This window comes from Pseudomonas jessenii (genome assembly GCF_002236115.1).
GTDB classification, from domain to species: Bacteria; Pseudomonadota; Gammaproteobacteria; order Pseudomonadales; family Pseudomonadaceae; genus Aquipseudomonas; species Aquipseudomonas jessenii.
Genome location: NZ_NIWT01000005.1, coordinates 440,747 through 460,821, shown reverse-complemented (window position 1 = coordinate 460,821; position 20,075 = coordinate 440,747). Strand labels below are relative to the sequence as shown.

The following is a 20,075-nucleotide window of genomic DNA, read 5'->3' as shown; positions in this document are numbered from 1 at the left end:
AGGGCTCCAGACCGGAAGTCGCCTCGCTGAGCAGGATTCAGGTCAAGGTGTTGTAAATACTGAACGCTGTCGCCATGATAACGCTCAATATTCCAACAATCTGAATCCTGGAGGCGCAAGCTTTGGACGTCGGTGAACGACTGCAATCCATCCGTAGGCTCAAAGGCCTTTCCCAGCGTGAGCTCGCCAAACGGGCGGGGGTCACCAACAGCACGATTTCGATGATCGAAAAGAACAGCGTGAGCCCTTCGATCAGTTCGCTGCGTAAAGTGCTGGGCGGGATTCCCATGTCCATGGTCGAGTTCTTTTCCGAAGAAATCCTGCAGGAAAAACCGACTCAGATCGTCTACAAGGCCAATGAGCTGATCGACATTTCCGATGGCGCAGTGACCATGAAACTGGTCGGCCGGGCGCACCCGAGCCGGGCCATCGCATTCCTCAATGAAATCTATCCGCCAGGCGCCGACACCGGTGACGAGATGCTCACCCATGAGGGCGAGGAAACCGGCATCCTGGTCGAAGGAAAACTGGAACTGGTGGTCGGTCTCGAAACTTTTGTCCTCGAAGCCGGCGATAGCTACTACTTTGAAAGTACCAAGCCACACCGTTTCCGTAATCCGTTCGATGTGCCGGCGCGACTAATCAGCGCAGCCACACCAGCGAATTTCTAAGAAAAGAGGCGTCCTGCCAGCATCGCAGAGGTGCCCGGGCTGTTTTTCCGTCGCGGCCTAAGACCCCTCCGACTTTGGGGTTGTTTCAGTGCGGCGGGCTTACCGCTATACTTGCGCCCGCCTGCGAACCGTGGCCGTAGGCGTGACTAGCCACCATTGAGGGTGAACGCGTGAACCTAATTATGAAAATGCTGGCTGCACCAGCAACCGTATTGGCCCTATGGGCTGTCAGTGTCAGCGCTCAGGCTGCGACCAACGACGATATTGCCAAACGCCTTGAGCCAGTCGGCCAGGTTTGTGTTCAGGGTAAAGAGTGCAAGGGCATGGAAGTGGCCGCTTCCGCTGGCGGCGGTGGTGGTGCGAAAACCCCGGATGAAGTGATTGCAAAACATTGCAACGCTTGCCACGGTTCAGGCCTGTTGGGTGCGCCGAAAATCGGTGATGCCGCTGCTTGGGGCGAACGTGCCAAGAAAGAAGGTGGTGTTGACGGCTTGCTCGCCAAGGCGATCTCCGGCATCAACGCGATGCCGCCAAAAGGCACCTGCGCCGATTGTGCAGACGCCGAGCTCAAAAGCGCCATCCAGAAGATGTCCGGCCTGAAATAAGGCGCCGCATCGTTTGCAAAAAACCGTCCCAGGACGGTTTTTTTGTGCCTGAAATTCCGCGCTGACCCTTGTAGGAACGAGCTCGCTCGCGATGGTCGTCAACGATAACGCTGGAAACCTGGCACCCCGCGGTGTTCTCAGGTTCTTCGCGAGCGAGCTCGCTCCTACAAGGTTTTTGTGGCAGCCGATTGGCATTAACGGGCTGTTCATTGCAGCGAATCCCCGGCAAGCTCGGTCTAACCCCACGTCATGGAATGTAAGGGAGGACCTGATGGTGCAGCTGTGTTCAATCGAGCAAGCGGTCGATGACGTCTTGGCACGGTTGCCGACGCATATCCACATGGGCCTGCCTCTGGGGTTGGGCAAACCCAATCACTTCGTCAACGCGCTGTATCGACGAATCGCACAGTCGCCCGAGCGACGACTGACGATCTACACCGCGTTGTGTCTGGGGCGCCCACCCTTGGGCGATGGTTTGCAAAAGCGATTTCTCGAACCCTTTGTCGAACGGGTGTTCGGCGATTATCCGGAGCTGGAATTTCTCGCCGACCTGCGTCGCGACGGTTTACCGGGCAACATCCACATCCAGCAGTTCTTCATGCAGCCTGGCAGCCTGCTCAACAGTGCTACGGCGCAACAGGATTACGTCAGCAGCAACTACAGCCATGCGGCCCGGGACATCAACACCGCCGGGTTGAATCTGGTGGCGCAACTGGTGGCCAGCCATGCCGAGCATCCCGACCGCTTGAGCCTCAGCTGCAACCCGGACATCACCCTCGACCTATTGCCGATGATCGCCAAGCGCCGCGCCGCCGGAGAAACCATCCTGATGGTCGGCCAAGTACACAACGATCTGCCTTACATGCCCGGCGATGCGGAACTGGGCATCGACACCTTTGACCTGCTGATCGATGAGAAGGACAACACCACGCTGTTTTCCACGCCAAACATGCCGGTGGGCTTTCAGGACCATTTCATCGGCCTGCACGCCAGCACTCTGGTGCGTGACGGCGGCACCTTGCAGATCGGCATCGGTTCCATGGGTGATGCGCTGACGGCGGCGCTGCTGGCGCGGCAAGCCGACAACGACGGATACAGGGCTTTGCTGGCAGACGTAAACCTCAGCCACTGGGCGCAACTGATTGAGCGCGAAGGCGGCATCGAGCCCTTCGCCAAAGGCCTGTATGGCTGCAGCGAAATGTTCGTCAACGGCTTGTTGGTGCTGGCCGATGCCGGGATCGTGCGGCGTAAGGTTTATCCGGACGCGGCGACCCAACAGCAGGCGAATGCCGGCACCCTCGACGAGGCTGCGCAAGCCGATGGCATCTCGGTGCATGGCGGATTCTTCCTCGGGCCGCGCAGCTTCTATGAACGCTTGCGTGAGTTGCCGCAGAGCAAGCGGCTTGAATTCAACATGACCCGCATCAGCTACATCAACGAGCTCTACGGCCAGGAAGAACTCAAGCGCTTTCAACGTCTCGATGCGAGGTTCATCAACACCGCGTTCACCGTGACCTTGCTCGGTGCCGCGGTGGCGGATCAGCTCGAAGACGGACGTGTGCTCAGCGGCGTAGGCGGGCAATACAACTTCGTGGTGCAGGGGCATGCGTTGCAAGACGCGCGTTCGGTGTTGCTGCTACGCAGCTGGCGTGAGTCTGGAGGTGACATCAGCTCGAACATCGTCTGGGAGTATGGTCACTGCACGATTCCGCGGCATCTGCGGGACATCGTGGTCACCGAGTACGGCATTGCCGATCTGCGGGGCAAGACCGATGCGGCGGTGATTGAAGCACTGTTAAATATCAGCGACTCACGTTTCCAGTCGGGGCTGATCGCGCAGGCACAGAAAGTCGGCAAACTGCCCAAGGACTTCCGTCTCGATCCGCTCTTTACCGATAACAGCCCGCAGCGTTTGCAGGAGATTCAGGCGCGGCATCCGCAGTTGTTTCCAGAGTATCCGCTGGGTTGTGATTTCACCGAGGTTGAGCGGGATGTGTTGCGGGCGCTGAACTGGCTCAAGAGCAAGTTCAAGCTGAGCGAGGTGCTGGAGTTGGGCAAGGCAGCATTGGATGCGCCGGAGCCTGCGTTGTTTCCAGAGCATCTGGAGCGGATGCAATTGACCGATCCGGAAGGCCTCAAGGAAGATTTGTTTCAGCGGCTGTTGCTCACGGGCCTCAAGGCGACTGCGCAGTAACTGCCCCCCCCCAAAAAAAAACAACTGTGGGAGCGAGCTTGCTCGCGATAGCGGTGTATCAGTCAACGAAGATGTCGACTGACACTATGCAATCGCGAGCAAGCTCGCTCCCACAGGGGGATGTGCAGTGTGGCCTTTATTCGATGAAGGTCACGACACCACCGGCCAGCGACTTCACACGCGCCAGGGACTCTACGCGATAACCCTGCGAGTCCAGTTCCGCACGGCCGCCCTGGAACGATTTCTCGATCACGATACCCAGGCCTGCCACGGTGGCGCCGGCCTGCTTGATGATCGAAATCAGTGCCTGGGACGCCTTACCGTTGGCCAGGAAGTCATCGATGATCAGCACGCGGTCGCTGCTGGTCAGGTGGCGCGGAGAGATGGCCACGGTGCTTTCGGTCTGCTTGGTGAACGAGTACACGGTCGCCGACAGCAGGTTTTCGGTCAGGGTCAGGGACTGGTGCTTGCGGGCGAAGATCACCGGCACGCCCAGGTTCAGACCGGTCATGATCGCCGGAGCGATGCCCGAGGCTTCGATGGTGACGATCTTGGTGATGCCCGAATCCTTGAACAGCGTGGCGAATTCGTCGCCGATCAGCTTCATCAGGGCCGGGTCGATCTGGTGGTTCAGAAAGGCGTCGACTTTCAGGACCTGGTCGGAAAGCACGATGCCTTCTTCGCGAATTTTCTTGTGCAGGGCTTCCATGAAGCTGTCCTCTGTTGGCGCCTTGTGCGCCCTAAGGTTTTTAAAAAAGTGGTCAATTCTAGCGCTTTAACATCGCGCGTATATCCGCCAGTGCGTTGTTGCCTCGCACGGCTTTGACTTCGGTCGGTGTGTCGTCGTTGCCTTCCCAGGCCAGGTCGTCCGGCGGCAACTCATCGAGGAAGCGGCTCGGCGCGCAATCGATGATCTCGCCGTACTGCTTGCGCTTGGCGGCGAAGGTGAAGGCCAGGGTCTGGCGCGCACGGGTAATGCCCACATAGGCCAGGCGACGTTCTTCTTCGATGGTGTCGGCTTCGATGCTTGAGCGGTGCGGGAGGATTTCCTCCTCCATGCCCATGATGAACACGTAGGGGAATTCCAGGCCCTTGGACGCATGCAAAGTCATCATCTGCACGCCTTCGGCGCCGTCTTCCTCTTCCTGCTGGCGCTCGAGCATGTCGCGCAGGACGAGTTTGCCGATGGCGTCCTCGACGGTCATCTCGCCTTCTTCGTCTTTTTCCAGGGTGTTCTTCAGCGCCTCGATCAGGAACCAGACGTTACCCATGCGGTAATCGGCGGCCTTGTCGCTGGAGCTGTTGGTGCGCAGCCAGTTCTCGTAGTCGATGTCCATGACCATGCTGCGCAGGGCCGAGATCGGGTCTTCGCCGGCGCACTGCTCGCGCACCCTGTCCATGAAGCGCTTGAAGCGCGACAGGCGATCGGTGAAGCGGCTGTCGAGATGCTCGCCCAGGCCGATTTCGTCGGTGGCGGCGTACATCGAGATCTTGCGTTCGGTGGCGTAGTTGCCCAGCTTCTCCAGCGTGGTCGAGCCGATCTCGCGGCGCGGCACGTTGATCACCCGCAGGAAGGCGTTGTCGTCGTCCGGGTTCACGATCAGGCGGAAGTAGGCCATCAGGTCTTTCACTTCCTGACGTCCGAAAAAGCTGTTGCCGCCGGACAGGCGATACGGCACCTGGTGGTGCTGCAACTTCAGCTCGATCAGCTTGGCCTGGTAGTTGCCGCGATACAGGATCGCGAAATCGCTGTACGGGCGGTCGGTGCGCAAGTGCAGGCTGAGGATTTCCATGGCCACGCGCTCGGCTTCGGCGTCCTCGTTGCGGCACCGGATCACGCGGATCTCGTCGCCGTGGCCCATTTCACTCCACAACTGTTTTTCGAATTCGTGGGGGTTGTTCGAGATCAGTACGTTGGCGCAGCGCAGGATGCGGCTGGTGGAGCGATAGTTCTGCTCCAGCATCACCACTTTCAAGGACGGGTAGTCGTCCTTGAGCAGCATCAGGTTTTCCGGACGTGCGCCGCGCCAGGCGTAGATCGACTGGTCGTCGTCGCCCACCACGGTGAACTGGTTGCGTTTGCCGATGAGCATTTTCACCAGCAAATATTGGCTGGCGTTGGTGTCCTGGTATTCGTCCACCAGCAGGTAGCGCACCTTGTTCTGCCATTTTTCCAGGATGTCGGCGTGTTCTTCGAACAGCTTCACCGGGAGCAGGATCAGGTCGTCGAAATCCACCGCGTTGAACGCCTTGAGCGTGCGCTGGTAGTGGGTGTAGACGATGGCAGCGGTCTGTTCCTTGGGGTTGCGCGCGTTTTCCAGGGCCTGGGCCGGCAGGATCAGGTCGTTTTTCCAGGCGCCGATCATGTTCTTGATCTCGTCGACGCCGTCGTCGCCCGAGTATTCCTTCTGCATGATGTCGGTCATCAGGGCCTTGACGTCGGTCTCGTCGAAGATCGAGAAGCCCGGTTTGTAGCCCAGCCGCACGTGTTCCTTGCGGATGATGTTCAGGCCCAGGTTGTGGAAGGTGCAGACCGTCAGGCCACGACCTTCGCCGGCGCGCAGCAGGGTGCCGACCCGTTCCTTCATCTCGCGGGCGGCCTTGTTGGTAAAGGTCATGGCGACGATGTACTGGGCGCGGATGCCGCAGTTCTGGATCAGGTGCGCGATTTTGCGCGTGATCACGCTGGTCTTGCCGGAGCCAGCACCGGCGAGCACCAAAAGAGGGCCGCCGACGTAGCTCACGGCTTCTTGCTGCCGGGGATTGAGTCGGGACATAGGTAAATTCAGGAGTCAGTCACGAAATGGGCCGGCATTTTAACAGGCTCAGCGAATTGTGCTGCTCTGTCCGACTTGTGACGTACCACGCTATCTGTAATTGCCGGTTTTGTTACTTTCACGCAGGATGCGCAACGAATTTGCGGCTAATGTTCGTATTTCCGGATACAAAGGTCTCGTTTTGCTCACCGATGTCATTGTCATTGGTCATCGGAACGGCATAATGCCCGTCGCCTACATCTTTGCAGAGTCTAGGGAGCTAGCTTGTCTACGCCTGTCGAACCCTTGCGTTTGCTGCTACTGGCCGAAGAGCCAGCGTGGGCAGCGTTGTTGCGCGAGTGTCTGGCTCCTATGGGGAGCTCGGCCGTGCTCATCAGCGCGCCGAGTTGGGAGTCGGTCAGCAGCCTGTTCGATGACAACCGCAGCGCGGTGTTATTGACCATCCCGCAACTTCAGCCGGCGCCGGGTCGTTGCAGCCTGCCGACGGTGTTGTTGCTCGACCATGAGCCGCTGATCCCGCCCGACGGCGTGAGTGACTGGCTGGTGCGTGATCATCTCGATCCCGGCATGTTGCGCCGTTGCCTACGCCATGTGCGCGAACGTGGCGTTCTGGAAAACACCCTTCAACGTCTGGCCGAGCAAGATCCGCTGACCGGCATCGCTAACCGCCAGGGCTTCCAGACTCTGCTGACGGCGCGCCTGGCGGAAAACGACGGTCGCGGCCTGGCCCTCGGTCATCTCGACCTCGACAACTTTCGTTATGCCAACGACGCCCTCGGCCATCAGGCCGGTGATCGCCTGATCCTGCAAGTGGTGGCGCGGCTCAAGAGTCAGCTTGAGGCCGGCGATCAACTGGCGCGCCTGGGCAGTGATGAATTCGCTCTGCTGATCGACACCCGTCGTGCTCCCCAGCGTGCCGAGTGGATGGCCGAGCGCATCAGCGAAGTACTGGCCGAACCTTATTGGGTCGATGGCGAAAGCCTGTTGATCGGTTCCAGCCTGGGCATTGCCTACGCCCGGGCCCAGGCCGGTGCGGATCCGCTGATGTGGCATGCGCACATCGCCATGCAGCAGGCCAAAAGCACCCAGGGCTGCACTTTTCACATTTTCAACGAGCGCATCAACCGCAATGCCCGCAGCATCGCCGACCTCGAAACCGAGTTGCGTCGGGCACTGCGCCGCGATGAGCTGGAGCTGCATTACCAGCCACGGCTGAACCTCGAAGACGGGCAGATCGTCGGCCTCGAAGCTTTGGTGCGCTGGCGGCATGCCGAGCGCGGCTTGCTTCCACCGAGTGAATTCGTGCCGCTGGCCGAGCAAAGTGGTCTGATCGTGCCGCTGGGCTACTGGGTAATTTCCCGGGCCTTGCGCGACATGCAGGCGCTGCTCGAGCTGGGATTGCCACCGTTGCACATGGCGATCAACCTGTCATTCCGGCAGTTCCAGGACAGCCAGTTGCTTTCGACTCTCAGTCGCCTGATTGCCGAGCGCGGCGTCGAAGCGCAGTGGCTGGAGTTCGAGCTGACCGAAACCGCCGTGATGCGTCGCAGCGATCTGGTCAAGCAGACCATGGACGCCCTTGGGCGCCTCGGTGTGCGCTTCTCCCTCGACGACTTCGGCACCGGGTTCTCGTCGTTCGTGCACCTCAACAGCCTGCCGATCACCTTGCTGAAGATCGACAAGAGCTTTGTCGGCGGCATGGAGCAGCGTGAGGAAAACCGCAAACTGGTCCACGCGATGATCAACCTGGCGCACAACCTCAACCTCGAGGTGGTCGCAGAAGGCGTGGAAACGCCGGAGCAACTGGATCTGCTGCGTGGGTTTGAATGCGATCAGGTGCAGGGGTATTTGATCAGCAGGCCTTTGCCGCTGGCCGAACTGGTGGAGTATCTGACGTTTGGCAGCAATCAGCAGCCGATGCTGGAAATCGTGGGCTGAGGTTGCCACAGAGCCCTGTAGGAGCGAGCTTGCTCGCGATAAACCTGAGAACCCCGCGGGGCACCTGCCAACCAGCGTTATCGTTGACGACCATCGCGAGCGAGCTCGCTCCTACAGGGGGCTCAGTCAGGCTGAGCAACCTCGAAACGCTGCACTGACGTCGTGTCGCGCTTGATCATCCGCTTCATCTTCCACTCAAATCCCAGCGTCAGGCTCACCGCCGCACACGCCAGCCCCAGCGCCAGGCCCCACCAGACGCCCGTTGGCCCCCAGTCCAGGTGGAACGCCATCCACCACGCCGCCGGTGCGCCAATCAGCCAATAGCAACCCAGGCCGACCAGGAAAGTGGTCTTGGCATCCTTGAGTCCGCGGATACAGCCCATGGCAATGGTTTGCGTGCCGTCGAACAGTTCGAACCATGCCGCCACCGCCAACAGGCTCACGGCAAGGTTGATGACATCGCGAAACGCCGGGTCGTTGTGGTCGAGGAACAGGCCGACCAACTGGTTTGGCAATAGCCAGAAGACCATGGCGAAACACAGCATCGCCGCCGCCCCGAAGGCAATGCCGACCCGCCCGGCCAGCCGCGCATCCAGCAATTGCCCGGCGCCGTAGTGCTGGCCGATGCGCATGGTGATCGCATAAGAAATCCCCGCCGGGACCATGAACGCCACCGAAACGATTTGCAGGGCAATCTGATGAGCCCCCAGCTGTGTGCTGCCCATGGTGCCCATGCACAGCGCGGCGAAGGCAAACAGCCCGACTTCCACCGCGTAGGTGCCGCCAATCGGCAGGCCCAGACGCCACAGCTCCTTCAGGTACTGGCGGTTCAGCCGCGACAGGCCCTGGCGCAGCGGATAGGCCTCATAAGCCGGATGCCGACGAATGTGCCACGCCAGCGCAAGTGCCATCAGGTTGGCGACAATCGCCGTGACCAGCCCGATGCCCGTCAGCCCCAGTTTCGGCAGGCCGAACATGCCGGTAATCAGCGCATAGTTGAGCAGGAAGTTGGCGACCGTACCGCCAACACTGATGACCATCACTGGCGTTGCACGGCCAATGGCGCTGGTGAACCCGCGCAGGGCCATGAAGCTCAGGTAGCCGGGCAGGGCGAACGGCAGGAAGATCAAAAACTGCCCGGCTGCGTTGACGTTGCTTTCAGTCTGGCCGAACAGCAGCAGCACCGGTTTGAGGTTCCACAACAGCAAACCGGCGACCAGCGCCATCAGCCACGCCAGCCACAACCCGGCCTGGGTCAGTCGAGTGGCCCCGACAATATCGCCGGCACCCTGACGGATCGCCACCAGGGTGCCGACCGCCGCAATCACGCCGATGCAGAAAATCGACACGAACGAATAGGTCGCCGCACCGAGCCCGCCACCGGCCAGGGCCTCGGGACTCAGGCGCGCCATCATCAGGGTGTCGGTGAGGACCATCAGCATGTGCGCCAACTGCGAGGCAATCAACGGCCCCGCCAGCCGCAGGATGGCCCAGAGTTCAGTACGTGCTGGATGCTGCATGGTCATCACGCTCGATTATCAAAGGGAACAGGAAAGCACCGATTCTCGGCGCTCTGCACGGTTTTCACAAAGGGATAAAAAGGATGGATGGCATGATTCAAACTCATGCTGGAGAGTTTCTGCTAGGGTAGGCGAACCCCGCAGTAGGAGCTTTCCCAATGTCCCGTCGTCTTCCTCCCTTGTATGCCCTGCGCGCATTCGAAGCGGCGGCGCGGCACAGTTCGTTTACCCGCGCGGCCGAAGAGCTGTCGATTACCCAAAGTGCGGTCAGCCGGCATATTCGTACGCTCGAAGAGCATTTTGCCTGCCGCTTGTTTCATCGCAGTGGCCGCAACCTGCAACTGACCGAGTCGGCCCGTTTGCTGTTGCCGGGCATTCGCGAAGGCTTCACCGCCCTGGAGCGGGCCTGCAATACCTTGCGCGCCGAAGACGACATCCTGCGCATGAAAGCTCCGTCGACCCTGACCATGCGTTGGTTGCTGGCGCGCCTCAGCCGCTTCCGTCATCTGCAGCCGGGCAACGAAGTGCAATTGACCAGTGCGTGGATGGACGTCGATTCAGTGGATTTCAATGACGAACCGTTCGACTGCGCCGTCATCCTCAGCAATGGGCATTTTCCACCGGACTGGGAGGCGACTCTCCTGTTCCCCGAAGAGCTGATTCCGGTGGGCGCGCCGAATCTTCTGAAGGATCAACCATGGGACGTCGCGCGCCTGGCCAGTACCGAGCTGCTGCACCCGACACCGGACCGCCGTGACTGGCGCAACTGGCTGGAGCGCATGGGCCTGACCGATCAGGTCTCGCTCAAGGGAGGTCAGGTGTTCGACACGCTGGAACTGGGCATGATTGCAGCCGCCCGTGGCTACGGCGTGTCCATGGGCGATTTGCTGATGGTCGCGGAGGATGTCGCGCAGGGACGTCTGAGTTTGCCGTGGCCGACAGCCGTCGCCAGCGGTGAGAATTATTTCCTGGTCTGGCCGAAAACCCGCCCCGGAGGCGAGCGTTTGCGCCGCCTCAGCGATTTTCTTTTGGGTGAGGTTCGGGCCATGGAGTTACCGGCGGTCGAGCACTTGAGATGAATCATCGCGGGCAAGTCGGAACAGTCCCCAAGCTAATCGCACTTGGCATTGCTGGACACTTCCTTGCTCGCCTGTTTCAACAGGTTACCCAACTCAGCCGCATTGGTGCTGTTGTAAACCCGACCTCCGGTGTTTTCAGCGATACAGCGTGACGGGCCGCCAGCACCGATTTTCACCACATTGACCCGCAGGCGCGGTTGTTCCCTGGCGATTCGACGGGATACCGCGCAAACGTCCTGCCCGCAACCGTCTTCACCGTCGACGAACATCACGATCACCGCATCGTTATTGCGCCCGTCGACGGTACTCGCCGCGTGGGCCAGGCTGTCGGCCAGCGGTGTGCCGTCGTCGGGAACCAGGCCTCGAATCCCGTTGATCAGCCGCGGGCGGTCGCCGAACTTGAACAAACCCTGGTCCGGTGTTCTTTCGCAGCCGGCGAAGGTGATCAGGCGTGTGTCGATCTTCGGGTCCAGCCCGTTGATCATGCCGGCCAGCGAGTCCTTGGCGACGTCCATGCGGCTGGGTTTGGCGGTAAGCCGCATGGTGCGGTTCGGGTCCAGGAGCTTGTTGATGTCAGGACCGAAGAACCAGTCCTCGTCGGATTTCACTGACTTGATGTTCAAATCCATCGAACCCGAGGTGTCGAGCACCACCACGAACTGCGGGACCTCTGACTTCGGCGCTGTTTTGCGGCATGCGAAGTTGTCCAGCGTCGGGGCGGGTGGCGGGGCAGCCACTACCGGTTTTGGTGGTGGAACCGGTTTGGGTGGCGGGGTCGGCTTGGGTTCCGGTGCCGGTGCCGGTGCCGGTGCCGGTTTTGGTGGCGGGACCGGCTTGGGTTCCGGTACCGGTTCTGGCGTGGGTTCTGGTTCCACGACAGGTTCGGGGACAGGCTCAACCGGTTTCTCAACCGGCGTCACTACCGGAGCCACCGGCACTACAGGCGGAACCACGACAACCGGCTCACGGTGCAGGAACCACCAGAGCCAGAGCGCCAGAAGCAGCAACAGCAGCGCGAGCAAGGCTGCCGCGATCCACCAGCCACGACGCGACGGCGGTAGGACGGGCACCACTGGCGGCACGATCGGTTTGGGCGGACGCTGGTTCCACCGCACCACCAAAGGCTCACCGTTGAGGCTGTAGAGTTTGTCCAGCTCAGGCGTACCGAGCAGGCTGCGCAGGTCATTCGCTTCCGTCGGTTGACCGCGTTTTTGCAGTTCATCCGCCAGCTGTCCGAGGGACGTCTGACGCACTTCATAGGTCTCCAGCAAACGTCGTTGCGCGTCCTCGTTGAGATCGGCATAAGGCGTGGGTTGGCCACCCAGTTCGGTCCACCATTCCAGCACGTCGCCGCTGCCCATCCGCGGGATAGCAAACAGACTGGCGACGGTCGGCGGAAAGTGTTTCTGGATGAGGGCGACTTTGGCTTGCAGCGCACTCATCCCCTCCGATGTGGCTTGCGCATCCCTGATGACCCGCTGCATGACGACGATTCCTGAAAAAGTGCAGGCATCCATCGGGACGCTTGCGGGGTGAAAAGTTACTCTTCGTAGCCGAGGCTGAATTGCAGCTGATTGACCTTCTTCTGCAACGTTTTCAGCTCTTGCTGCTTGGCCGCCAGTGTCGCGGGTGTTGATTTGGCCGTTGGCACCGCTTGCGAAGCCTTGAGCTGCTTCTCGAGGTCGGCAATCTGCTTCTGCACCTGGGCCTCATTGCCACGCCGAGCCTTGAGCGAGGTCAGCAGTTGCGCCAGCGACTGATTCAGCGCCGCCTGGGATTTCTGCTGGCTGGCCAGATCGGTCTTGGTGCTGAGCTGCTGGGCCTGAATGTTCTCGTACACCTGACGGAACATTGCGTTTTGCTGTCGGGACTCGCTCAGGGCCAGTTCCTTCTGCTTGACCTGATCGCTGTAACCACCGGAGTAGTCACAGTTCATCTTGGTTAGCAGGCTGCTGTCGCGATTGGTTGCATCGCATTCGCCGGGCTGGGTCGCGCAACCGCTCAGGGCCAGGACGGCAGTGATGACCATTAGTTGTCGTAGCGTCATGTGCTTAACCCAGGGTGATTGCGGAGCGTTGGCTGTACAGAGCGTCGACTTCCTTCTGCAGGCTGACGACTTTCTGGTTCATTCTCTGAATGTTCATGTCCACCTGTCGGATCTCGGCGCTGGTGCCTTGCGAACGCTCGGCGTCTGCCACTTTTCTGTACTCGGTGACCTTGGTACGCATGTTGGTAAGGTCTTTGCGCAGGCGTGCGATGTCCGAGTCGATCCCGGCGATTTGCGCCTGAGCCCTGCTCTTGTCGACTTTCTTGTTGGCGATGTCCTTTTTGATCTGGGCAATTTGCGCATTGTCATCATTGATCACTTGCTGAGCGGTCGCAGTCCGGGCGATCACGTTCTGCGTGTCTTGTTCGACGTCGCTGTTCATCTTCGCCAAGCGGGTGGTGGTGTCGGCGTATTGGGCGCGACGTTGATCTAGGTAATAGTTCGCGCCCATGGCCACGCCACACGCGGTAATACCGGCGGCGATGACGCACACGGTTTTGTTGCTGCTGTTGGACAGCGCGCAAGCGAGGATGCCGACACCGGCGCCGACGGCGCAGGCCTGGTAACCGGACTTGCTGAAGAACTCTGCGTCATTGCCCTGGGTCAGGCGCGGGTCGGCACCGTCGCCTTCGCCTTCGCCCAACATGGAGCTGCCGGTGTTGGCGCAACCGCTCATTAGCAGGCTGCCGGCGACTACGAAAGCGATCTGTAGCTTGAAGCGAGTCCAAAGGCTGCGCGACATGGTGAAACTCCTACGTAACGGTGTTGACGCTTTGTTATTGAGTGACGGTTTTGCAGCTGGTCAGCCAGGCTTCAGTGTCGATTTTCTGCTTTTGCAGGAACGCCTTCTGATTGGCCCAGTGGGTGCGCAAGTAAGGTTTGAGGTCTTGCAGCTGTTTGTTGCGGGTGATGATTTCTTCCATCACCGGGACTTGCGATTCAAGCAGTGGCTGGCCGTACAAGGTAGCCGATTCCACCAGGCTGCTGGCGTAGTAGCGGCTGAGTTTGTGCAGGCGATCCTTTTGCTCGTTGAGCTTGCCTTTACGCATGTCGCAACTGGCATCTTTGTCTGCGCTTTCGCAGTTGAGCTTGTAGTTCTTTTGCAGGAAGTCGACGTACTGGCCGTCGTCGAGCATCTTGGTGCACAGGAACGCACCCAGGTTGAGGCTGGCGCGGATCGCCTGGTCGCGGGTTTCTTCCTGCTGCTGGTTGCTGGCGCGCAGCTGGTTCTCCAGGGCCTGGAGCTTTTCCTTGAGCGCTTTGTCTTCGACACCCGAGGCGAGGCTGTTCAGCGATTGTACGGTGCCTTTGTCGGCGGATTCGGTTTCCTTGCTGCCGGTGCCGAGTTTCTTCCAGCTGCTTTCGATGCTGGCGACCCGTTCGCGAGAGGTTAGGGTCGGGGAGACCAGCACCAGTCGCAGGCCGGTGGTCTTGTTTTTCACCTGGCCTTCGGCGTTGTAATACGGCTCTTCCTTACGCAATGCCGTACGCAGGTCGGCCTGTGCGGTCAGGTAGTTGCCGCCACGGATGACATAGCCGCCGGCCTGACCGTGCTGGCGGTCGAGTTTGTTCAGGCGAAACGGCTCGAACATCATTTCGTCGACGTTACCGAGCATGTCATGCAGGCCCAGCGGGTTGGGCTTTTGCAGGCCGGTCAATTGCACTTTGCCGTTGGACGATTGCGCCCCGGCGAACCACTCGTAGGCGTTGATGCCTTCTGGCATCGGGTAGTGCGTGTCGCGGAATTCAGCGGCACCGACTTCCAGCCCGCCGCGCGCGGCGAACTCCCACTCGACCTCGGTCGGCAGGCGCAGGAATCCCAGGGCGCCGTCTTCCTTTGGCAGCTTGCCGGCGGCGTTTTTGCGCAGCCACAGGTTGTACTTGTCGGCGGCGTCGATGGCTTGCACCCAGCTCACCGCCGTTTGCGGCAAGCGCATTTTGGTGGCAGCGGTGGGGCAGGTCGCTTCGGTCAGCGCGGCGTATTGCAACTGACTCATCTCGTACTTGGCCATCAGGTAGTAGCGGGACTTGTCGTTCCTGGCCCCGGTAAAACTGCCGGCGATAAAGGTCGGGCGGGTCTGCTCGACATAGCCGTATTCCGCGCCGTCCTGACCGATGTTGATCGGGTAGTCATCCAAGGGACCTGCGACCGGAATGAACACTTTGCGAAACACCATCGAACCTTCGCAGGGCATCGGCAGCACGACGTCGCCAGCCTCGGGCATCGGGTTGTAATACTTCTCTTCCCAGCCCGCCGCCGAGGCGTCGAGCAAGTAGCCGAGGCTCAGGGGTAACAGCAAGCCAAAACGTTTATAGCTCACGCAGACTCTCCGCAGGTTGGATGTTGATGGCTCTCAGCGCGCCGATCATGGCCACCAGGGCAGCGACCAGAAAGGTCAGGAGCAGGGCGGCAACGCCGTGCCAGACCGTGATGTGGCAAACGAAGGTACCGGTGGCCTGGCTGCTGCCGAGCAGGGAGTCGAACAAATGACTGCCCACGGTATAAAAGCCCAGCCCGCCCACGTAGCCGGCCAAACTCAGCACCAGCGCTTGCAGGACCACGAAACCGCCGACGGACCTGCGCTTGAAGCCCAGCAGGCGCAGGACCGCCAGGCTTTTGCGTTTACGGTCTATGTTGGCCAGGAACGCGCCAACCATGGACGCCACGCAGCCGATCAGTGCCGCCATGGCGATCACACCGAAGATCAACCCCAGCACATGGTTGATGGCTTTGACGTTGTCGATGTCGGCCAGTCGGCTCGACGTTTCGATGTGTTGTTCGTTGAGCCAGTGTTCCAGCGGCGCGACCTGGTCGATGTCGCGCGCATACACGCGGGCGCGGGCATACAGCGGTTGTAGATTCCCCTGAGGCTTGCCGGTAGTAACGCCGAACTCACTGACCTGATAACCGTCGCGAAAGCGCTCCAGATCCAGTAACAGCGGCGGGGCGACGAACCCGGCCGCGCGACCGAAGCGGGCACCGTCGAGCACGGCCAGTACCGTCAGCGTCATCTCGCCGCGTTCATTGACACCTTCCAGGCGGCGCAAGGCCCGTAGCTGCACGCTGTCGCCGGCCTTGGCCTGCAAGCGTTGCGCTGCGCTGGCGCTGAGGATCACCTGATTGCCGACGGGGTTGAGGGACGCCAGATTCAGCTGTGGGTCGCCGGGCTCGGTGGCGATGATTTCCGCGCCTTCGACAAAGCGTTGCATGCCGATCAGCAGGTCCGCCTGGGTATTGAGCGAGCGGGTCTGGCCGAGGGCAAAGCCGGTCTCGGGGCGCAGGCGCAAACGCTCGATCCAGGCTGCGTCGTAGTTACCGTTGCTGAGCATCTTCACTTCAAGGTTGCGCGGGTCGCGCAGCAGTTCGTCCTGCAGCTGGCTGACCACCCCGTGTTTGAGCCCGAACAGCAACAACAACGGCGCGATCACCGCCACCAGGGAAGCGGCGATACACAGCGAGACCTTGCGGTCGTGCCAGAGGTCTTGCAGTGCCAGTGAGCCCAGCAGGCGCAAGCGATCAGTCCATCGGTTCAAACAGAGTCTCTCCCAGATGGTTGATAGCACCGAGTCGCGGCAACCCGAAATCCTTCAGCAGGGCCCAGTCATGGGATACAACGAGCGCACTCAGGCCCATGCTCGACACCAGGCTCAGGAGTAACTCAAACAATCGCCGGGCACTGTGAGGGTCGAGCGCGGCGGTCGGCTCGTCGGCCAACAGCAGCAGCGGTTCATGGGCAATTGCCCGAACGCAGGCGACGCGCTGGCGCTCGCCAATCGACAAGGCCTGGGGTTGTTTGTCCAACAAGCCTTGCAGGCGCAATACGTCAACGGCGTGGTCGATGTGATCGCTCTTCGCCTGCATCCCGAGCAAACGGCGCGGCAGGCTGATGTTGTCTCTCACGCTCAGGAACGGCAGCAAGCCGCCGCTCTGCAAAATGAATCCCAAGTGCCGTGAACGCACCGCTGCAAGCGCAGGCTGATCGTCAGTGGCCAGCAGTTGGGCGATATCCTGAGCGTGCGTCGGGCCCAGCCGGAAGCGCTCGAGTTCTACCGGTGCGAGCAACAGACCGATGGCTTCGAGCAACGTGCTTTTGCCGCTGCCGCTCTCACCTGTGACGGCGAGGATTTCTCCGGCGCCGATCCGCAGGTGCGGCAGTCGCACGTGATGAGCCTGTGCGCCTTCTCCACGGCGCACCAGCATGTTCTTGATTTCGAGCATCGGCGTCTCGTCAGGGCATCATTTCCAGCGGGACGGGGTAGACGTTGTCCCGCGCATCGCTGTCTTTGGCTAAGGCTACCCAACGGTCGACATCGGCGTTGTAACGCTGGTAATGCCGCAGTTTGGTGTTCAGCGTGCGGATGAATTTTTCTTGTGCCAGACCATCCCAGCTCTTCCAGGTCTCTTCATCCAGGTTCAGCACTTCACTCTGATAAGGCAGGTCTTCAAGGTATTCACCGAGCACGCCCATGTCCGCCAGTTTGGCATTGCTGTTCTGTTTGAGCTGATTGGGATCGGCGCCCATGGTCGCCGCCACCGAGCGCAGGCGATTGAACATGTCCGTTGGCGAAATCAGGCCCTCGTTGGCGGCATCGAGAATCTGCTTCATCACGTCGCTCAAGTCGCTGAGCTGTGACTTGGTCAACAGCACCCGCACGTCGGTGGTCGGAATGTTCTGCTTGATCAGGTCGCGGTCGGTGATCCATGCCTTGAACACTGGCGGGGCCTTGCTGTTGGTCCTCTCGCCGAGATAGGCGAGTTGCATGGCGTGGCCGATCAGCGCCGCGTCTTCGAGCATTTTTTTCTCGGCCGGGTCCTGCTTGGCGTTCGCCGCGCTGCCGATGGCGTCTTCGCCCATGTAGGCGGCTTTGACTTGTGTAGTGATCGCTGCGGCCAGTGTGTCGACCTTGCGCCCGAATTCTTGCACATCGCCTGCGTTTACCGGGTAGTACAGCGAAGTGTTGGTACCCGGGTAGGTCGACAGATTCCGGTATTGCGCCTCGGCCTTGGCATGGTCCTTGGCACCGGCCGGGGTTTTCAGGTGCAGCGTGTAAATCGCCACACCCGGGTTGGCGGCTTCGATACGTACCTGTGCAGCGCTCAAGCCGGTCTTCGACAGCTTGTCGTCGCCTTCGATGGCGCCCGCATCGGTGATCAGCACCACGTAGCGTGCGCCGAACTGGCTCCAGTCGACCTTGTCGATGCTCTCCATGACCCCGGCAAACGAGTCTTCATCGAAGCTGCTGCTCGACACGTTAGCCTGTTTGAGGTCTTTGATCCTGGCGAAAAAGTCGGCGCTGTCTTTCACCTTGGTAGGGTCGGCGTACATCTTGGTGGTGTATTCCAGCCCCGGTACTGCCTGGGTGTTGGAGCGGAAAGCCACCAGGCCGAACTTGACCTGCTTGCCGAGGTTCTGCGCTTCGATCTTCTGGTAAACCTTGCGGATCGCCTCGCGGGTGCGGTCGATATAGGGGTCCATCGAGATCGTCGAGTCGATGACAAATACCACAGCCGCGCTGAATTCCTTCAGCTGGTTGGCCTTTTTCTCTTCGGCTTCCTTGCTGCCGGCAGGGCTGTTTGCAGCCCCGCCCTTGGCGTTCTTGTCATCCGGCTTGCTGACGGAGGCCACATTGAGCAGGCGCGTGCGGAAACCGCTTTCGGTCATGACTTCTTCGCCACTGAGCACCGGCAGCAGGTAGAACTGCTTTTGCAGGTCGACGAAGTATTCAGGTTCTTCAGCCAGTACGCCCGGTGCTTGCAGGCCCTTTTTCAGCGTGGCCCGCAGCGGCGCGACTTTGCTGACCGGGTCCGGTGCATCGAGGATGCCTTCGACGGTGGCGCGGTCCTTGAAGAACAGCAGCCGGTCGCGGTTGGCCGGGTTAGTGAAGGCCAGCGTCAGCTGCATCTTCCAGTCGGTGGTGCAGCTGGCAGGCAGCCAGCCAATGGTTTTGCCATAACTGTCGGGACCGACTTTCAGCCATTCGGCATTGTTCGCTTGCGCACGTTCGTACACATAGAAGCGGCTGAAGACCGGTTGTGCTTCACCTTCGGCACCGCCCGCCGTCGAGCTGATTTTGCAGCCCGGTGTGGTCAGCACGCGTTGGAACAGGGTCTTTTTACCGGCCTGGATCAGCGGTTTGTCATCGGCCTGGGACAGCGGGCTGATGCACAGCGCGAGCAAGGCGGCACCGCTCAGCAGGAGTCGACTCATGGGTGAACGCATCACTTCTGCAACTCCTCGAAACGCTGCTTGGCTTCTGCATTGTTCGGGTCCTGGGTGAGGATGGTTTCATACCAGTAGGCGGCGGTGGCGTTGTCCGCAGCCGGGAAGCACTCGCTGGCCTTCAGGTATTTAGGGTCGTATTCACGGGCATAGGCGTTGGCGATCAGCACGTCACCAGCCTGGGCACGGTTGGCGTACAGGCGCTGGGCGACGCCGCAGTGTTTACTGGCCTTGGCCTGGTCGATGATCTCCAACAACCTGGCACTGTCGGGTGCCGCCTTGATGCAGGTCTGGACGAAGGTCAACTCGGGCAGGCTGTTCATACTGTCGAGGGTGCAGGCTTGAGCATTGGCGCCGGCAGGTGCGCTGGCAGTGGCTGCAACCGCAGGCGCTGGGGTGCGTTTGTAGAACCAGAATCCGGCGCCCGCCGCCAGCAACAACACCACAATCAACAGGCCGATCAGACCTTTGTTGCGTTTCTTCACCGGTGCGGGAGGCGGCGTATAGGCGCGCTCGGTGAGTACCGATTCCAACTCCACTTCTGGCTCGGCGGTGGACAGGGTCAGTTCAGGCAAATCCGGGATCTCCGGGATCTCCGGTGCCGGTGCGCTCGGCGCCGTCAGTTCGGCACCGCCGTAAGTCGAGCGTGTCTGGCCGCCGGCCGTGGACGGCAGCAAGCCGACGCCTGGCCGAACCACGCCTTTGTCGGCGTGGCCTTGGCTCTGTTCACGCAGTTCGATCTGGAATTGCGAGTTGGCGCCGCCTTCCAGCAGTGGGTCAACCACGTCCGGTCCGACCTGGGTTTCCAAAGCTTCGCCGTTGGCCGCGAGGTTGAAACGCGAGACCTTGAACCAGAATGGATTGTTGCTCCAGGCCTTGTGGTCCTGAAGGTAAAAACCGTCCTGGTTGCGCTGAATGGAAAACTCCAGCTGTTCCTCGTCACCCTGCCATTTCTTCACAGTGAGGCGGGCCTGGCCAGGCACATTGGGCTCTAACGCGAGCAGGTCGACACGAATTGGCATT

16 protein-coding genes are annotated in these 20,075 nt (G+C 60.6%); 5 read left to right on the top strand and 11 right to left on the bottom strand.

What is annotated here, in order from left to right; all coding sequences use genetic code 11:
• Positions 1-122: 122 nt before the first annotated feature.
• The 3 genes from PSJE_RS18910 to PSJE_RS18900 all read left to right on the top strand — a co-directional run bounded on the left by PSJE_RS18910 (position 123) and on the right by PSJE_RS18900 (position 3,470).
• Entirely contained in the window at positions 123-671 is a 549-nt protein-coding gene (locus PSJE_RS18910; RefSeq protein WP_008023455.1) for a cupin domain-containing protein, read from the top strand.
• Positions 672-853: 182 nt separating this feature from the next.
• Positions 854-1,276, top strand: a complete 423-nt coding sequence (locus PSJE_RS18905; protein WP_090452146.1) for a c-type cytochrome — start codon at positions 854-856, stop codon at positions 1,274-1,276.
• Positions 1,277-1,547: 271 nt separating this feature from the next.
• The gene (locus tag PSJE_RS18900) at positions 1,548-3,470 is read left to right on the top strand and encodes an acetyl-CoA hydrolase/transferase C-terminal domain-containing protein (RefSeq protein ID WP_090452144.1); all 1,923 of its coding nucleotides are present in this window, start codon (positions 1,548-1,550) and stop codon (positions 3,468-3,470) included.
• Between the two features lie 136 nt (positions 3,471-3,606).
• Here the strand turns inward: PSJE_RS18900 and PSJE_RS18895 are convergent, their stop codons facing one another.
• The gene (locus PSJE_RS18895) at positions 3,607-4,179 is read right to left on the bottom strand and encodes a xanthine phosphoribosyltransferase (RefSeq protein WP_057712760.1); all 573 of its coding nucleotides are present in this window, start codon (positions 4,177-4,179) and stop codon (positions 3,607-3,609) included.
• Positions 4,180-4,237: 58 nt separating this feature from the next.
• A complete protein-coding gene (gene rep / locus PSJE_RS18890) occupies positions 4,238-6,247 on the bottom strand; it encodes a DNA helicase Rep (protein ID WP_007989511.1) in 2,010 nt (669 codons plus the stop codon).
• 264 nt (positions 6,248-6,511) lie between these two features.
• On the opposite strand from rep, the gene PSJE_RS18885 reads away from it, so the two are divergent.
• Positions 6,512-8,185 carry a putative bifunctional diguanylate cyclase/phosphodiesterase gene (locus PSJE_RS18885; RefSeq protein ID WP_090452142.1) on the top strand — a complete coding sequence of 558 codons (1,674 nt, stop codon included), beginning with the start codon at positions 6,512-6,514 and terminating at the stop codon, positions 8,183-8,185.
• Positions 8,186-8,307: 122 nt separating this feature from the next.
• Here the strand turns inward: PSJE_RS18885 and PSJE_RS18875 are convergent, their stop codons facing one another.
• Positions 8,308-9,705, bottom strand: a complete 1,398-nt coding sequence (locus PSJE_RS18875) for a NorM family multidrug efflux MATE transporter (RefSeq protein ID WP_057716538.1) — start codon at positions 9,703-9,705, stop codon at positions 8,308-8,310.
• 158 nt (positions 9,706-9,863) lie between these two features.
• On the opposite strand from PSJE_RS18875, the gene PSJE_RS18870 reads away from it, so the two are divergent.
• Positions 9,864-10,784, top strand: a complete 921-nt coding sequence (locus PSJE_RS18870) for a LysR substrate-binding domain-containing protein (protein ID WP_057712762.1) — start codon at positions 9,864-9,866, stop codon at positions 10,782-10,784.
• Positions 10,785-10,816: 32 nt separating this feature from the next.
• On the opposite strand, the gene PSJE_RS18865 is transcribed toward PSJE_RS18870, so the two are convergent.
• From PSJE_RS18865 to PSJE_RS18830, 8 genes are read right to left on the bottom strand one after another with little or no spacing between them, the layout of a single operon-like run.
• On the bottom strand, positions 10,817-12,268 hold the full coding sequence (locus PSJE_RS18865; protein ID WP_090452139.1) for a VWA domain-containing protein: 1,452 nt from the start codon (positions 12,266-12,268) through the stop codon (positions 10,817-10,819).
• A gap of 56 nt (positions 12,269-12,324) precedes the next feature.
• A complete protein-coding gene (locus tag PSJE_RS18860) occupies positions 12,325-12,831 on the bottom strand; it encodes a hypothetical protein (protein WP_090452137.1) in 507 nt (168 codons plus the stop codon).
• A gap of 4 nt (positions 12,832-12,835) precedes the next feature.
• Positions 12,836-13,573: a hypothetical protein gene (locus tag PSJE_RS18855; protein ID WP_090452136.1), complete on the bottom strand. Its 738-nt coding sequence runs from the start codon at positions 13,571-13,573 to the stop codon at positions 12,836-12,838.
• 34 nt (positions 13,574-13,607) lie between these two features.
• Positions 13,608-15,152, bottom strand: a complete 1,545-nt coding sequence (locus PSJE_RS18850) for an SUMF1/EgtB/PvdO family nonheme iron enzyme (RefSeq protein ID WP_090452134.1) — start codon at positions 15,150-15,152, stop codon at positions 13,608-13,610.
• The gene (locus tag PSJE_RS18845; RefSeq protein ID WP_090452132.1) at positions 15,142-16,365 is read right to left on the bottom strand and encodes an ABC transporter permease; all 1,224 of its coding nucleotides are present in this window, start codon (positions 16,363-16,365) and stop codon (positions 15,142-15,144) included. Before PSJE_RS18845 ends, PSJE_RS18850 begins: the two co-directional genes overlap by 11 nt.
• Positions 16,349-17,050: an ABC transporter ATP-binding protein gene (locus PSJE_RS18840; protein WP_090452130.1), complete on the bottom strand. Its 702-nt coding sequence runs from the start codon at positions 17,048-17,050 to the stop codon at positions 16,349-16,351. Before PSJE_RS18840 ends, PSJE_RS18845 begins: the two co-directional genes overlap by 17 nt.
• A gap of 10 nt (positions 17,051-17,060) precedes the next feature.
• Positions 17,061-19,040 (bottom strand): vWA domain-containing protein, encoded by a 1,980-nt coding sequence (locus tag PSJE_RS18835; RefSeq protein WP_057716539.1) that lies wholly within the window; start codon positions 19,038-19,040, stop codon positions 17,061-17,063.
• Between the two features lie 11 nt (positions 19,041-19,051).
• The gene (locus PSJE_RS18830) at positions 19,052-20,074 is read right to left on the bottom strand and encodes a hypothetical protein (protein ID WP_090452128.1); all 1,023 of its coding nucleotides are present in this window, start codon (positions 20,072-20,074) and stop codon (positions 19,052-19,054) included.
• Between the last annotated feature and the right edge of the window lies 1 nt (position 20,075).

Coding starts and splice junctions, on each gene's coding strand:
- PSJE_RS18840 (WP_090452130.1), bottom strand. CDS start 17,050: ATGCTCGAAATCAAGAACATGCTGGTGCGCCGTGGAGAAGGCGCACAG.
- PSJE_RS18900 (WP_090452144.1), top strand. CDS start 1,548: ATGGTGCAGCTGTGTTCAATCGAGCAAGCGGTCGATGACGTCTTGGCA.
- PSJE_RS18895 (WP_057712760.1), bottom strand. CDS start 4,179: ATGGAAGCCCTGCACAAGAAAATTCGCGAAGAAGGCATCGTGCTTTCC.
- PSJE_RS18830 (WP_090452128.1), bottom strand. CDS start 20,074: ATGCCAATTCGTGTCGACCTGCTCGCGTTAGAGCCCAATGTGCCTGGC.
- PSJE_RS18855 (WP_090452136.1), bottom strand. CDS start 13,573: ATGTCGCGCAGCCTTTGGACTCGCTTCAAGCTACAGATCGCTTTCGTA.
- PSJE_RS18835 (WP_057716539.1), bottom strand. CDS start 19,040: ATGAGTCGACTCCTGCTGAGCGGTGCCGCCTTGCTCGCGCTGTGCATC.
- PSJE_RS18860 (WP_090452137.1), bottom strand. CDS start 12,831: ATGACGCTACGACAACTAATGGTCATCACTGCCGTCCTGGCCCTGAGC.
- PSJE_RS18865 (WP_090452139.1), bottom strand. CDS start 12,268: ATGCAGCGGGTCATCAGGGATGCGCAAGCCACATCGGAGGGGATGAGT.
- PSJE_RS18905 (WP_090452146.1), top strand. CDS start 854: ATGAAAATGCTGGCTGCACCAGCAACCGTATTGGCCCTATGGGCTGTC.
- PSJE_RS18875 (WP_057716538.1), bottom strand. CDS start 9,705: ATGCAGCATCCAGCACGTACTGAACTCTGGGCCATCCTGCGGCTGGCG.
- PSJE_RS18870 (WP_057712762.1), top strand. CDS start 9,864: ATGTCCCGTCGTCTTCCTCCCTTGTATGCCCTGCGCGCATTCGAAGCG.
- rep (WP_007989511.1), bottom strand. CDS start 6,247: ATGTCCCGACTCAATCCCCGGCAGCAAGAAGCCGTGAGCTACGTCGGC.